At 72.2% G+C, this 13,938-nt stretch carries 11 protein-coding genes; 6 read left to right on the forward strand and 5 right to left on the reverse strand.

The window, feature by feature from the left end:
- Window positions 1-10 precede the first annotated feature (10 nt).
- From GTY96_RS00700 to GTY96_RS00710, 3 genes are read left to right on the forward strand one after another with little or no spacing between them, the layout of a single operon-like run.
- Window positions 11-1,135, forward strand: a complete 1,125-nt coding sequence (locus GTY96_RS00700; RefSeq protein ID WP_161663607.1) for a glycosyltransferase — start codon at window positions 11-13, stop codon at window positions 1,133-1,135.
- A gap of 20 nt (window positions 1,136-1,155) precedes the next feature.
- Window positions 1,156-2,589, forward strand: coding sequence for a hypothetical protein (locus tag GTY96_RS00705; protein WP_161663608.1), 1,434 nt, complete (start codon window positions 1,156-1,158; stop codon window positions 2,587-2,589).
- A gap of 19 nt (window positions 2,590-2,608) precedes the next feature.
- Window positions 2,609-3,694, forward strand: a complete 1,086-nt coding sequence (locus tag GTY96_RS00710; RefSeq protein WP_161664108.1) for a glycosyltransferase family 4 protein — start codon at window positions 2,609-2,611, stop codon at window positions 3,692-3,694.
- Between the two features lie 3 nt (window positions 3,695-3,697).
- Here the strand turns inward: GTY96_RS00710 and GTY96_RS00715 are convergent, their stop codons facing one another.
- The 5 genes from GTY96_RS00715 to GTY96_RS00735 are packed head-to-tail and all read right to left on the reverse strand — an operon-like array spanning window position 3,698 to window position 9,916.
- The gene (locus GTY96_RS00715) at window positions 3,698-4,849 is read right to left on the reverse strand and encodes a glycosyltransferase family 4 protein (RefSeq protein WP_161663609.1); all 1,152 of its coding nucleotides are present in this window, start codon (window positions 4,847-4,849) and stop codon (window positions 3,698-3,700) included.
- Window positions 4,846-6,081 (reverse strand): glycosyltransferase family 4 protein, encoded by a 1,236-nt coding sequence (locus GTY96_RS00720; protein ID WP_161663610.1) that lies wholly within the window; start codon window positions 6,079-6,081, stop codon window positions 4,846-4,848. Before GTY96_RS00720 ends, GTY96_RS00715 begins: the two co-directional genes overlap by 4 nt.
- 15 nt (window positions 6,082-6,096) lie before the next feature.
- Window positions 6,097-7,221 (reverse strand): glycosyltransferase family 4 protein, encoded by a 1,125-nt coding sequence (locus GTY96_RS00725; RefSeq protein WP_161664109.1) that lies wholly within the window; start codon window positions 7,219-7,221, stop codon window positions 6,097-6,099.
- Between the two features lie 23 nt (window positions 7,222-7,244).
- Complete coding sequence (locus tag GTY96_RS00730) at window positions 7,245-8,408, reverse strand: glycosyltransferase family protein (protein WP_161663611.1); 1,164 nt, start codon at window positions 8,406-8,408, stop codon at window positions 7,245-7,247.
- Window positions 8,405-9,916, reverse strand: coding sequence for an oligosaccharide flippase family protein (locus GTY96_RS00735; RefSeq protein ID WP_161663612.1), 1,512 nt, complete (start codon window positions 9,914-9,916; stop codon window positions 8,405-8,407). The genes GTY96_RS00730 and GTY96_RS00735 overlap by 4 nt, the downstream gene beginning before the upstream one ends.
- A 244-nt stretch (window positions 9,917-10,160) precedes the next feature.
- On the opposite strand from GTY96_RS00735, the gene GTY96_RS00740 reads away from it, so the two are divergent.
- The 3 genes from GTY96_RS00740 to GTY96_RS00750 all read left to right on the forward strand — a co-directional run bounded on the left by GTY96_RS00740 (window position 10,161) and on the right by GTY96_RS00750 (window position 13,936).
- On the forward strand, window positions 10,161-11,186 hold the full coding sequence (locus tag GTY96_RS00740) for an ROK family protein (RefSeq protein WP_143897518.1): 1,026 nt from the start codon (window positions 10,161-10,163) through the stop codon (window positions 11,184-11,186).
- Window positions 11,187-11,211: 25 nt separating this feature from the next.
- Window positions 11,212-12,360: a glycosyltransferase family 4 protein gene (locus GTY96_RS00745; RefSeq protein ID WP_161663613.1), complete on the forward strand. Its 1,149-nt coding sequence runs from the start codon at window positions 11,212-11,214 to the stop codon at window positions 12,358-12,360.
- An 88-nt stretch (window positions 12,361-12,448) separates the two neighbouring features.
- Window positions 12,449-13,936: an MraY family glycosyltransferase gene (locus GTY96_RS00750; RefSeq protein WP_143897522.1), complete on the forward strand. Its 1,488-nt coding sequence runs from the start codon at window positions 12,449-12,451 to the stop codon at window positions 13,934-13,936.
- Window positions 13,937-13,938: the final 2 nt, after the last annotated feature.

Below are 13,938 nucleotides of genomic sequence, written 5' to 3' on the forward strand. Positions count from 1 at the left end.
AGGTCCGCCCATGCGCGTGCTGCATGTGTCCAGCGGCAACCTGTACGGCGGCGTCGAGACACTGCTGCGCACGCTCGCGCTCGCCGGGACAAACCGGCGCGGCGGCGCGGAGCACGCATTCGCGCTGTGCTTCGAGGGGCGTATCGCGGAGGAGCTTCGCGCGGCGGGCGCTTCCTTGACGTTGCTGGGCCCCGCGAAGGTGAGCCGTCCGTGGCGGGTCTGGGAGGCACGCCGCGCGCTGATGGCGCTGCTGAAGCGCGAGGCGTTCGACGCGGTGGTGTGTCACGCGGCATGGCCGCAGGCGCTCTTCGGTCCGGTGGCGCGCACGGCCGGGGTGCCGCTCGTCTTCTTCCAGCATGACGCCCTCACGGGTGAGCACTGGGCGGAGCGCTGGGCGCGCGTCACCGCTCCGGAGCTGGTGCTGTGCAACAGCCGATACACCGCGAGCACCTTGCCGAGGGTGTATCCGCGCACGCCGTGGCGCGTGCTTCATCCGCCTGTCTCGGATGGGGGCGCGGGGCTCACTCCTTCCGAGCGCGCCTCTCTGCGGGCCGAGCTGGGCGCGGACGCGGAGGAGGTCGTCATCGTCCACGCCAGCCGCATGCAGGAGTGGAAGGGACAGCGGCTGCTGCTGGAGGCCCTGGGGCGGTTGCGGCAGGTGCCTCGCTGGAAGGCGTGGCTCGTGGGGGGCGCACAACGTCCGGAAGAGGCCGCGTACGAAGCGGGCTTGAAGGCGCAGGCCGTGGGCCTGGGGCTCGGTGAGCGGGTGCGCTTCCTGGGCCAGCGCTCGGACGTGCCCCGGCTGCTTCGCGCGGCGGAGGTGCATTGTCAGCCCAACACGGGGCCAGAGCCGTTCGGACTGGCGTTCGTCGAGGCGCTGTACGCAGGGCTTCCGGTGGTCACCACCTCTCTCGGGGGGCCGCTGGAGATCGTCGACGCGTCGTGCGGCGTGCTCGTGCCGCCGAAGCCCGAGGCGCTGGCCCGCGCGCTGCTCGCGTTGATTCAGGATGGGGACGTTCGGCGGACCCTGGGCGCCGGCGGGCCCGCGCGCGCCTCGAAGCTCAGCGCCCCGGCCGCGTTCCTGGAGGGACTGGAGCACGCGGTGCGCTCCGTGGCTCGGGAGCGTGCTCCGTGAAGGGAACACGCTTCGCTTCCATGCCTCGCCCCCAGCTCCGGGGACCTGGCGTGCTGCACTCGCGCTATGTGCGCCGCGCGCTGGAGCCCGTGGCTCGGGCGGCACCCACGCCCGCCTCCGCGCCCACGGGGTTGCTGGGCTCAGGCCGGCTGGTGGTGGCCTTCATCGTGCTGCTCTTCGTCTGCCAGCTCGCGCTGCTGGTGGAGGCGCTGGCGCCGGTGCGTGTGGTGTTCCGCATCCTGGCGTTCGGCACGAGCCTCGCGCTGCTGGCGCTGGCGAAGGGGCCTCGGCTCAAGCACCCGGCGAAGCCCTTCCTGCTGGCCTCCGCGGGGCTCACCGCGCTGAACTTCTTCCACCCGGGGACCAACAGTCCGCTCGCCGCGGCAGCGCAGCTCGGCATCCAGGTGTCCGTGTTCGCGCCGCTGTTCTGGGCGAGCCGCCTGCGCATCGACGCGAAGATGTTCGGGCGCGTGGTCCTGCTGCTCTTCCTGTTCAACATGGCGAGCGCCGCGCTGGGCATCCTCCAGGTGTCCTTCCCCGGCCGCTTCCAGCCCGCGCTGTCCGCCATCGTGGAGAGCCAGGGCGAAGGCTACGTGCGCAGCCTTCAGTTCGAGACCGCGAGCGGTGAGCGGGTGTTCCGCCCCATGGGGCTGACGGATGTCCCGGGCGGAGCCTCCACGGGCGCCTTCTACGCCGTGCTGCTCGGCGGCGCGCTCCTGCTCAGCCGCGAGGGATTGCTCAAGAAGGGGCTGGGCGCGGCGGGCATCGGCATCGGGTTGAGCTGCCTGTACCTGGGACAGGTCCGCGTCGCGGCCGTGACGCTGCTGGTGTGCATGGCCGCCATGGGGCTGGTGCTCACCGTGAGTGGCCGGTGGGTGCGCCTCATGGCGCTGGCCGGCGTCGTGGGCGGCTTCGCGGTGGTGGCCTTTGGTTGGGCGGTCGCCGTCGGCGGCGACGCGGTGCTCTCGCGGTGGAGCACGCTCACCGCATCCGGGCCCTCGCAGGTGTATCAGGCCAACCGGGGCCGCTTCCTCGACAGCACCTTCGAGGAGGTCCTTCCGGAGTTCCCGCTGGGCGCGGGCCTGGGCCGCTACGGCATGGCCAACGCCTACTTCGGCGACAACAGCGACCGCGCCAACCCGCCGCTCTGGGCGGAGATTCAGTGGACGGCCTGGGCCTACGACGGCGGATGGCTGGGGCTCGTCTGCTACCCGCTCGCGCTGTTGGCGACGCTGGGGTGGGGCTTCCAGGTGGCCCGGCGCCGCGATGACTCGCAGGGCGAGTTCTGGCTCTGGGGCAGCCTCCTCTTCGCGTACGACCTGGGCGCGCTGGCCCAGACCTTCAGCTATCAATTCTTCATGAGCCAGATGGGCATGGAGTTCTGGCTGCTCAACGCGGCCTTCTTCAGTGCGTACTGGAACCGGAATGCGGCCGTACACCCTCATCGCCGGTGACTTCGTGTCCACCGGAGGCATGGACCGCGCGAACCTCGCGCTGGCGGACTGGCTCGCGCGCCAGGGCGGGCCGGTGCGGCTGGTGGCGTATCGGGTGGAGGACTCGCTCCTGCGCTACCCCAACGTGCGCTTCGTCCGCGTGCCCAAGCCCGCGAATGCGTACCTCCTGGGTGAGCCGCTGCTCGACGCGGTGGGGCGCTTCTGGGCCGCGCGCACGCTGGCGCAAGGGGGGCAGGTGGTGGCCAACGGCGGCAACTGCGAGGTGCCCGCCGCCAACTGGGTCCACTACGTCCACGGCGCGCATGCCCCCGAGCCCGTCGGGAATCCCCTGCGCCGGCTCAAGGGACACGTGAGCCACCGCGTGTATCTGCGCCGCGAACAACGCGCGCTGCGCCGCGCACGCATCATCCTCGCGAACTCGGAGCGCACGCGGCAGGACCTGCTGGCCGCGACGGGCGTGGACGCCTCCCGCGTCCACGTCGTGTACCTGGGCGGCGACCCCGCGCGCTTCGCGTCCACGTCTCCCGAGCTCCGCCGCGAGGCCCGGGCGTCGCTGGGCTGGTCCGCCGAACGGCGCGTGGCGCTGTTCGTGGGCGCGCTGGGCGACCGGCGCAAGGGCTTCGACACGCTCTTCCAGGCCTGGGCGCGCCTGTGCTCGCGGCCTGAGTGGGACGTGGACTTGTGCGTGGTGGGGACGGGCGCGCAACGCGAGACCTGGGAGCGCGCCGCGCGCGAGCAGGGGCTGGACGGACGGATCCGCTTCCTGGGCTTCCGTGAAGACGTGCCTCGCCTGCTGGCCGCCGCGGATCTGCTCGTGTCACCCACGCGCTATGAGTCCTATGGGCTGGGCGTGCACGAGGCGCTGTGCGTGGGCATCCCCGCGCTGGTGAGCCGTTCGGCGGGCGTGGCGGAGCGCTATCCGCCTTCGCTCCAGGGGTTGCTGCTGGAAGACCCCGAGGACGTGGCGGAGCTGGTGCGGCGCCTGGAGTCATGGCGAGCCCAGGGCGGGGAGTGGATGCCCGGCGTGGCCGCGCTGTCGTCGGAGCTTCGGGCCTGGACGTGGGACGCCATGGCGGCGGCGGTGGTGGCGCGGCTGGAGGCGTGAGCTTCAGGTGCCCCGCTGGAGCACCTGCTCGAAGAAGTCGAGGTGCGCCCGGGCAACCACCGGCCATGCGAAGCGAGACGTCGCGCGCTCGCGGCCCCTCGCGGCCAGCTCCTGGCGCAGGGCGGGGCTCTCCAACAGCTCCGCGAGCGCGGCGGTCCACGCGTTGCCATCCGCCTCCGGAAGGATTCGACCGGCGTCCCCCACGGTGTGCGGAATCTCTCCCGAGTCACTGGCGAACACGGGCACGCCACACGCGAAGGCCTCCGCGAGCATCCGGCCGAACTGCTCCTTCCACGCGGGCGTCGTCTGGCTGGGCGCGCAGAGCACGTCCATCGCGTTGAGCGCGCGAGGGACCTCCGCGTGCTTGACGCCCGTGACGATGCGCACGGAATCTCCATGGCGCTCCGCCCATGCGCGCAGCTCTCCTTCCATGGGGCCGCCACCGACGAAGAGGGCACGCCACGGAGTGCGCAGGGCGTCGAGCGCGCCCATGAGCAGGCGCAGGCCCTTCTCCGGAACGAAGCGCCCCAGGCAGCCCACCACGGGAGGTCCTTCGTGCTTCCAGCCGAGGCCCTCGCGGAAGGCGCGGCCTGCTTCAGGCGATGGCTGGAAGTGCTCCACGTCCACTCCCACGGGGATGAAGCGCGAGGGACGCAGCGCATAGCCGGGCCGGGCGAGGAGCGTGTCGTGTACGGTCTGGCCCCAGGCGATCCACCCCGCGGCGCGGCGCACCACGAAACGCTCGGCCTGCGCGAAGGGTGGGGGATAGCGCTTGGCCAGGTTCTGGAACGTGCAGAAGACGAGCGGCACGTGGCGCGGTGTCAGCAGCGCCACCTCCAGGCCCGAGAACACATAGGGCTCCTCCCATGCGTGCACCAGATCCACGCCGTCCGACAGCCGTGCGCGCAGCTCGGGTCCGTAGACGAAGCCGTGCAGGGAGCGGCTGAAGAAGACGCGCACGGCCTCCAGGTTCACGGACTCGGTGGCGTCGCGCTGGAGCACCAGCGGGCCCAGATCCCCATGGAAGGCGCGAGGCGCCACGGCGGTGACATCCCAGCGGCCCGCTCCCACGCGGGTCATCTCGTTGGCCAGCCGCCGGTTGAGGGTGACGACATACGAGTGCGAGACGGTGACGAGCTTCCAGGGGCGCTTCATGAATGTCCTCGCGGGGAGACGAGGCCCCGGTACACCTCGAGGATGTCCCGGGTGTAGCGCTCGCGGGAGAAGCGGTAGACGGCGGTCGCGCGGGCAGAGAAGGCCAGGGTGTCTCGCAGGCCTTCGTCCTCCAACAGCCGGCGCAGCGCCGCCGCGAGCGTGTTCGCGTTTCCGGGGGCGATGGCCAGGACGTCCGCTTCGTTCCGCAGCGACTCCGCGGCGCCGCTGGACCGCGAGATGACGGCGGCACGGCCGCAGGCGAGCGCCTCCGCGATGGTGAGGCCGAAGGGTTCGCGGCGGGTGCTCGCGTGCACGAAGACGTCCAGGTCCCGGTAGACGCGGGCGGGCTCGGGCTGGAAGGGCACGAAGCCCACGCGGCCCGTCAGGCCGTGGCGCTCCACCCACTCGCGCAGCTCCGCTTCGGTGAACTGCGAGCCCGCCGTGCGGTAGAGCGGGGCGCCCACGAGATAGAAGCGCACGGGGAGGTCCGGTCGCTGACGCGTCAGCAGGGCCGCGGCCTCCAGGAAGACGTCGTGCCCCTTCCAGCGTGCGTAGGTCGCCACCAGCCCCACGCGCGGCGTCCCCGGCGGCGCGGGGGGCAGCGCCGCCAGTTCATCTAGGTGCGCGCCGTCACCAGGACCCGGGGAGAACCGCTCCACGTCCACGCCGTTGGGGACGACGTGCACGGGCACCTCCCCGAGCACGGCGCGCGCGTCTTCGCCCACGGCCTGCGAGTTCGCGATGGCGGCCGACGCCAGGAGCCGCATCCCCATGAGGGCACGGCGCACGAGGGGACGTTCACCGAGGAAGTCGTGCACGTGCCACACGAGCGGAATCGCGAGCCCGGTGGTGGCCGCGCTCAACAGGTGCGTCTTGATGCCATTGGAATGGATCAGGTCGGGCGCCACGTCGCGCACCGCGCGCCGGAGCTCCAGGCCGTAGCGGGCCAGCATCAGCGGCGTGGGAGCCAGGTCGCGCGTGAAGCGCCAGAGGCCGGCCCGGCCCTGGCCCCTCAGTCCACTGTCGCCGAGCGCGGCCAGGGAGTCGGGAAGCGCGAGCACGCGGGTCTCCACGCCGAGGCCCCGGGCAAGCTCCACGAGTGGCCCGTCCGTGCCCGCGATGAGGTGCAGCGACAGCGCGGGCTCCATCTTGCGCAGACAGGCGAGGAGATCGACGAGCGCGCGCTCGGCGCCGCCCAGGATTCCCACGGGGTTGAGGAACAGGATGCGCACGCGGAAGCGACCGAATCAGACCCGTCCGGGCCGGTCAAGGCGATGCAGGTACGCGTCCAGCACCGTGCGCGCGTGGGCGCTCCAGGTGAAGCGTGCGGCCCGGGCTCGCCGCGTCTCCGGCTCCGGCGCGGGGCCGCGCCCGGTGAGCAATGCATCCACCGTGTCCGTCCACGCGGCCACGTCTCCCACCGGGCAGTACGTGCAGGCGTCGGCGCCCACTTCGCGCAGCACGGGCAGGTCGCTGGCCACCACGGGGACGCCACAAGCCAGGGCTTCGATGACCGGCAACCCGAAGCCTTCCGCCTCGCTGGGGACCAGCACCGCGCGCGCCTTGCGGTAGAGGCCCGCGAGCGTGGCTCGCTCCTGCCGGGGCGGCCGCAGCAGCGCATCCTCCAAGCCGAGCCGTGCGACCCGCGCCTGTTGCGCCGTGTCCAGGTCTCCGCCCTGTTGCACCAGCATGAGGTCCGGGTGCCGTGCGCGCAGCGCCGCGAAGACGTCGAAGAGCACGTCCAGGCGCTTGCGGCGGATGGCGCTTCCGACATGCAGCAGGTACGGGCGTCCGTGAAGCGGCGCGAGCACCGCGTCGCTGGCGTCTCCGGGAACAGGGGCCGGCCGGTACTCTGGTGACACGCCGTACGGAGCCCACACCAGCCGCTCGGGAGGCACCACGCTGTGCGCGAGCAGCTCCTCCCGCACCTGCTGCGTGCCGTGGAAGACGATGGCCGCGCGCTCCAGCCCCTTGAGCGTGGTGCGCGCCATCAGGCGGAACCACGCCGACCGTGGTTCGCGGTGGGGTTCCAGGACGGAGCGGAAGGCATCCAGGTCATGGCAGAAGACGCCGGTGCGGTCCGCTGGCAGCGCGTGGACGAGCTGCGCGTAGGTGTGGTCCACGACGTGGAACGCATCAGGGCCCCGGCGCTCTCGCAGCAGGCGCGTGGGGTAGAGGCCGAAGCGTGTGAGCAGCCGGTCCCCGTTGAAGGCGGCCTTGCGGCTGCCCACGCGGGGCAGTCCTCGCAGGACGCGAGGGATGGACGGCCGCACACGGGCGACGTCGACCTCGGCGGGAAAGGCCGTCAGCCCTTCCGCGAGCGCTTCGCCCACCAGGTCCATGCTGGGCCAGCCCTCCTCGCGCGGATCCATCAGGACCTTCAGTCGCAAGGCACTCACGGGCTGTCCCTGAACACAGGAGGGGCCTGACGCAGCAGATGCGCCACCGTGTGCTCCAGGGCGAAGTGCTCACGGTAGACGCGGCCCGCCCGCTCACCCAGGGCCCGGCGCTCCTCACCGTGCCCCAGCAGGTGCTCCACGAGCTCCAACAACGCACCGGGGGATGCGTCGTCCGCGAGCGCCACGGGGCGCAGCTCACGCCACAGCGGTTCGGTCAGGTGTCCGGTGTGGGTGACGATGGGGAGGCCCAGGCCCAGGCCTCCCATCGCGCTGCTGCGCCGCGCGCTGACGCCATCCGGGTACGGCTGCAACAACACCTCCGCCGCGCTCAGGTGCGCGGCGACGTCCTCCGGTGACAGGCCGTCCCTCGCGTGGAGCCTGCGGGCCAGCGCGGGATGCCTCCGCGCGATGGTGCCGCACCAGCCCTGGCTGCCCCGGCCCAGCAGCAGCGCCTGTCGCCGTTCATCGCGCTGCAACAACGGGACGAGCACCGCCTCCAGTGGCTTCGCGATGGCCGCGCCATAGGTGCCGAAGTGCGCCACGCACGGTGTCCCCCCCAACGCCTCGCGCACCGCTCGCACGGCCTCCCGCGAGACCTCGAGGGGCAGGGGACTGGCGATGGGACACCACCGGGCTCGCGTGCGCAGCGGCTCCGGAAGATGCTCCGCCCACGCGGGGATGGAGACGTAGGCGCGCCCCACGCCATGCGCCAGCGTGCGCAACATGACGCGTGTGACGCCCGCGAGCACCTGATGCCGCCACGGCGCACCCGCGCTCCATGGGTACACCGCTTCGTGGAGGAACAGCTCGCGCTCGTCCTGCCGCCTCGCCGCGAACCACGCGCAGAACGGCACGTTCATCGCCTTCCAGCCGAACGCATGCGGTACGTACTGGAGCAAGAGCCTCCGGGGGCCCGGATACGCATCCAGCTCCCGTGTCAGGCGCGGCAAGCCCAGCGGCGTGAAGAGGCCGGGCCAGCGGTGCACCGTGACGCCCTGCTCCTCCGTGACGGCCTCGGTCCCCGGGGTCCACACCCGCACCGTCTCCCCCGCCTTCACCAGCGCCTGGGCGATGCTCCTCGAATGGTCGGAGACTCCGCCGGGCGCGGGCGGATACTCGCCGGTCAGCAGGTGCCACGTCGGGGCCGCGGGACGGCTCACGGCGGCGCCCGCCTCGCGCGCACCTGCTGGACGAGGCCGCGCAGCTCCCCCAGCAGCGACAGGCCGCGCCGCGTGGCTTCGCGCGCGAGCACCAGCGCGGTCAGCACGCCCGCCGCCACCAGCGCCTGCACCAGCAGGCCATCCTCTCCCATCGCGAGCCGGGAGAGCCCCAGCGCCAGCGCGAGCAGCGCGCCCACCGTGAGGAACGGCTCCATCACCTCGAACTCGAGCCGCGACAGGCTCGGGTTGCGTCGCGCCACCAGCCGCGCCGTCACCCACAGCTCGGTGAGCGTGATGACCGTCGCGCTCACCCCGACGCCGACGATGCCCCACCGCATCACCGCGAGCGCCCCCAGGGCGAAGCGCGCGAGGCTGGCGGCGGTGGCGACGTACATCCGCTCCCGCGCGTGTCCGCTGGCGTGCTGTTGCGAGTGCAGCAGGCCCTGCACCGCCTGCATCGAGGCCTCGATGGTGAACCACTGCACCAGCGTGGACGCGAGGCTCCAGCGCGCTCCGAAGACCACCGGGATGAAGGGCGGCAGCGCGATGACACCGAAGGGGATGGCCAGGCACAGGACCGCGCTGACGCGCCGGATGGACGTGCGCAGGTACTCCGCCAGCGCGACCGGATCCTGCTGCATGCGGCTGTAGGCCGGATACGCGACGCGCGTGAGGACGCTGCTCAGCGCCAGCGGCACGGAGGCCAGGGCGCTCGCCCAGTTCACCAGCCCCACCGCGTCCTTGCCCTCCATGCGCCCCACCACGAGCGGAATCCAACCCTGGAGCGCGGCGGGGATGATGCCGGTGAGCTGGAACCAGATGCCGAAGGCGAGCAGCCGCTTCACGATGTCCCACCGGAACGCGCCCCTCGGCCTCCAGCCCGCCGCCGCCCAGAGCATCAACATGCCCAGGCCGCCTCGCACCAGCCCTCCGCCGATGAGCGACCACGCGCCGCAGTGCAACCACGCCAGCAGGATGGTGGCCGCCGTCTGCGCGATGCCCTCGATGAGCTCGATGCGCGCGAGCTTGGGGAAGTGGAGCTGACGCTCCAGCACCATGATGGGAATCACTCGCAGCGAGTGGAAGAACAACCCCAGCGCCATCACGCTCACCATCGACGCGCCCGAAGGGCCCAGGTCGTACGAGCGCGACAGCCACGGCGCGAGCAACAAGAGCACGCCCACGATGAGGACGGTGAACGCCTGGTGGCTCCAGAACGCGGTGCTGATCTCATCTTGGGTGGGCTCGTGCTGCTGGCGCACCAGCGAGGCGCTGAGGCCCAGGTCCCCCAGGAACGCGCCCATCGCGGCGGTGAAGGCGACGATGGCGAACGCGCCGTAGTCCCCCGGGAACAGCAGGTGCGACAGGGCGAGCGAACTCACCACGCGCAGCCCCAGGGAGCCGAGCGTCCGCAGGCCCAGCGCGATGATGGAGCGCTGGGCGCGGACCTTCACGTCCGACGTGCCCAGCTCCGGTGCGTCGGGCGTGGAGGTGGGACGGCTGCTCATGGGAAGGCGGGGCGCTCCACGAAGGGGACTGGCGCTCAAGCCTATATGCGCCCTTGCTTCCGGCGAACAAGGGCCGGAGGAGGAGGGCGCGCGGTTCTCCTCCGAGGCGGAAGGGCCCGGATGCAGCCCCGGGGAGCGGGCGAGCGGCCCCGGGGGTTCCCGGCACGGCGGCCCCTGCGGGAACGCCACTGCGCAGATTGTGCCGCGTGCGGCCACCAGTGCGCCGCGAACCAGGGGGCGCGACATGGCCGACGCTTCAGCGAAGAACGGGCACGGAGCCACGAACGGGACACCGAAGGACGCGGCTCGCGCATGGGGAGGCATCGACCTGGGCGGCACCAAGATTGAAGCCGTCGTCGTGGACGCGAGCGGCGAGGTGCTGGGCCGGGCCCGCCACCTGACTCCCGCCGAGGGCGGCCCGGACGTGATCGTGAAGGAACTCTACGGCACGCTGGGCGAAGCGGCGAAGACGGCGGGCATCGAGCCCGCGAAGCTCGCCGGGGTGGGCGTGGGCGCTCCAGGCGCGGTGGATGCCAACAGCGGCACGCTCGCGCACACGGCCAACGTGGCGGGGGGGTGGGAGGCGCCGTATCCGCTCGCCTCGGACCTGGGCGACCTCGTGGGCGGCAAGGTGGTGCTGGGCAACGACGTGCAGGTCGCGGTCGCCGCCGAGTACAAGCTGGGCGCGGGGCGCGACTACCGCTCACTGCTGGGCGTGTGGTGGGGCACGGGCGTTGGCGGCGGGCTGGTGCTCAATGGCGTGCCATGGCGGGGGCAGGGGGCCGCCGGTGAGATTGGCCACATGGTGGTGAAGCCCAACGGCGCGCGCTGTGGCTGCGGCCGGCGCGGCTGCATGGAGGCCTACGCGGGCCGGGCGTCCATGGAGCGCAAGGCGCGCAGCGCGGCGAGGAAAGGGGAGAAGACGGTCCTGTTCGACATCATGCGCGAGAAGCACCGCACGCGCCTGTCGAGCGGCGTGTGGGCGCGGGCGCTGAAGGAGAAGGATCCGCTGGCGACGCGGCTCATCGACCGGGCCATCGAGATGCTGGGCGCGACGCTCGCGTCCGTCATCAACCTGCTGGACCTGGAGGCCATCGTCATCGGAGGCGGGCTGGGGTCCCGGCTGGGGCCGGCCTACCTGGGCCGCATCCAGGACGCCATGTACCCGCACCTGTTCATCACGGAGCGCAGGCCCGCGATGCATGTGTCGACGCTGGGGGACTTGTCCGGCGCCATTGGCGCGGCGCTGCTCGCGGGCCCGCAGATGTGAGGAGCGCCTGCTATGAAGCGCGCGCATGCGCGTGCTCCTGGCCATCCACCACCCGCTGTCCCAGGACCTGGGTGCGCCCGGCGTGACGCTCGCGCTGGGCCGGGCGCTCCAGGCCCGGGGCTGCACCGTGGACTACTACAGCTACGGCGAGGCCTTCCCCGGGGAGCGGCACCACTCCGCGCTCCACAACCTCCGCTTCCCGTGGATCCTCTCCGCGCACCTCGCCCGCGCCGCAAGGAACTACGACGTGCTCGACGTCACCACCGGCGACGCCTGGCCCTGGGCCCGCGCGGGCCGCCCCGGCGCCGCCGCGCGCCACGCGCTGGTGACGCGCAGCCACGGCCTGGAGCACACCGTCTCCGAACAGCTCCGCGCCGACGCGCGCGAGGGCAAGGCGCGCCTGAGCTGGAAGTACCCGCTGTACCACGGGGGCTTCCGCCTCTGGGAAGTGGCGCAGACGCTGCGCCTCGCGGACCGCTCCGTGCTCCTCAACGAAGCGGATGCCGCCTACGCGCGTGAACGGCTGCGCGTCCCCGCGCCGAAGCTGAGCCTCATCCCCCACGGCCTCGCGGAGGCCTTCCACGGACTGCCCGCGCCCGCGCCACCTCCGGACGGACCGCTGCGCCTCGCGACCGTGGGCACCTTCATCCAGCGCAAGGGACGCGAGGACGTCATCGCCGCCGCGAGCCGGCTGCACGCCTGGGGGCTCGACTTCACCCTGACCCTGTACGGCACCGGCACCCCCGAAGCGGAGGTCCGCGCCGCCTTCCCCGCGCCCCTCCAGCCGCGCCTGCGCGTGGTGCCGCACTACGCCCACGCGACGCTGCCCGGCCTGCTCGCGCGGGAGGAGGTGCTGCTCTTCCCCAGTCACGCGGAGGGCTACGGCATGGCGCTGGTGGAGGCCATGGCCTCCGGGCTCGTGCCCGTCTCCACCCCCGTGGGCGTGGCGCCCTCCGTCGTGCACCCCGGCCGCACGGGCTTCCTCGTCCCCATCGGGGACGTGGACGCCCTGGTGCACGCGGTGCGCACGCTCGCGCGGGACACGGCCCTGCGACAGGCGCTGCGCCGCGCGGCCCAGGCTCAAGTCCAGGGACTCACCTGGCCCGACATCGCCACCCGCACCCTGTCGCTTTACGAAGAAGTCCTGCGTGTCGGCTCTCTTGGAAGCAGGTAGGCAGGCGAGTCGTTCCGCACCTGCGCCGCCGGGACGTTGACGCGTTGCATAGAGGGCCGTCACGATGTGGGGTGGACGTTCTCCCCGCATGATCACCTTCTTCGTCGCCTTCCTCGTATCGCTCGTCGTGGCGCTGGCGCTCACGTGGGGCGTGCGTGAGCGCGCGTTGGCGTGGGGCTGGTTGGATCAGGCGAACTCCAGCCGCAAGGTGCACGTGCGGCCCATCCCCCGGTTGGGCGGGATTGGCATCGTGGGGGGCTTCTTCGCGCCGCTGTGCGCGTTGTTCCTGGTGGATTCGGGCGTGGGGGACCAGTTCGTCTCGCAGACGGCGCTCATCGTGGGGCTCTTCGTCGGCGGCGGCATCATCGCGGCGCTGGGCCTCTACGACGACCTCAAGGGGGCGGGCGCGAAGCTGAAGTTCTCCGTGCAGTTCGCGGTGGCGCTGGGCCTCTACGCGCTGGGGTTCCGCATCGAGGTGCTGGCCAACCCGTTCGGCGCGGAGCTGACGCTGGGGCTGCTCAGCCTGCCCCTGACGCTGCTGTGGGTGGTGGGCGTCATCAACGCGCTCAACCTCATCGACGGGTTGGACGGGCTGGCGGGCGGGGTCGCGTTCTTCGGGGTGGGCACCCACTTCCTGCTCGCGCTGATGCGCGGGGACGTGCTGCTGTGCCTGCTGATGGCCGCGCTCGCGGGCGCCATCCTTGGGTTCCTGGTGTTCAACTTCAACCCGGCCTCCATCTTCATGGGGGACACGGGCAGCATGTTCCTGGGCTTCGTGCTCGCGGCGGTGTCCATCAAGACGTCGTCGAAGAGCGGCACCGCGGTGGCGTTGCTCGTGCCGGTGATGGCGCTGGGCCTGCCCATCATGGACACGCTGCTGGCCATGGTGCGCCGCTCGCTGCTGGGCAGACCGATGTTCAGCGCGGACAAGGAGCACATCCACCACCGGCTGATGAGCCGCCTGCTGCTCTCCCACCGCACCACCGTGCTGGTGCTCTACGCGCTGTGCACGCTCTTCATGCTCACCGCGCTGGGGCTCCACTTCGCCAACAGCACGCAGAGCGCGCTGCTGCTCTGCGGCATGGGCGTCGTCATCGTGGTGCTGATGCGCAAGCTGGGCTACCTGGACATGCGCCACGTGGGCGCCGTCCAGCAGACGCGCCAGCACAACCACGAGCTGCGCACGCTGGTGCGCTCCGTCACCGCCGCGGTGCGCGCGGCCGGTTCGTTCCAGGAGGTGTGGAACGCCGTGCGCCCGCTGTCCGGCGGCATGTCCACGTCCCAGGTGGAGCTGCGCCTGCGCCGCCCGCATGAGGAGCCGGGCGGAGGCGTCATCTTCGAGTCGAAGGATCCCGCGGCCGGCTCCGCCGCCGCGCTGGAGGTGCGCATCGACGTGAAGGACGGAGAGGCGCTGCTCGGCGTCCTGCGCCTGGTCTGGCGCGACGGGCGCTCCACCATCGACCGGGACGAGGAGCTGGCGCTGGAGGTGCTCGCGGACGTGGTGGCCGAACGCGCCGGGCAGCTGGTGGCCCTGGAGGCCGCCGAGCCCGGGCGCATCATCGCGCTGCGGCGGTGAGC

Source organism: Corallococcus silvisoli (assembly GCF_009909145.1).
Classification (GTDB): domain Bacteria; phylum Myxococcota; class Myxococcia; order Myxococcales; family Myxococcaceae; genus Corallococcus; species Corallococcus silvisoli.

Bases quoted from the DNA above. Each gene is read 5' to 3' on its own strand.
- GTY96_RS00700 (WP_161663607.1), top strand. From the start codon at position 11: ATGCGCGTGCTGCATGTGTCCAGCGGCAACCTGTACGGCGGCGTCGAG.
- GTY96_RS00705 (WP_161663608.1), top strand. From the start codon at position 1,156: ATGCCTCGCCCCCAGCTCCGGGGACCTGGCGTGCTGCACTCGCGCTAT.
- GTY96_RS00710 (WP_161664108.1), top strand. From the start codon at position 2,609: ATGGACCGCGCGAACCTCGCGCTGGCGGACTGGCTCGCGCGCCAGGGC.
- GTY96_RS00715 (WP_161663609.1), bottom strand. From the start codon at position 4,849: ATGAAGCGCCCCTGGAAGCTCGTCACCGTCTCGCACTCGTATGTCGTC.
- GTY96_RS00725 (WP_161664109.1), bottom strand. From the start codon at position 7,221: ATGGATCCGCGCGAGGAGGGCTGGCCCAGCATGGACCTGGTGGGCGAA.
- GTY96_RS00735 (WP_161663612.1), bottom strand. From the start codon at position 9,916: ATGAGCAGCCGTCCCACCTCCACGCCCGACGCACCGGAGCTGGGCACG.
- GTY96_RS00740 (WP_143897518.1), top strand. From the start codon at position 10,161: ATGGCCGACGCTTCAGCGAAGAACGGGCACGGAGCCACGAACGGGACA.
- GTY96_RS00745 (WP_161663613.1), top strand. From the start codon at position 11,212: ATGCGCGTGCTCCTGGCCATCCACCACCCGCTGTCCCAGGACCTGGGT.
- GTY96_RS00750 (WP_143897522.1), top strand. From the start codon at position 12,449: ATGATCACCTTCTTCGTCGCCTTCCTCGTATCGCTCGTCGTGGCGCTG.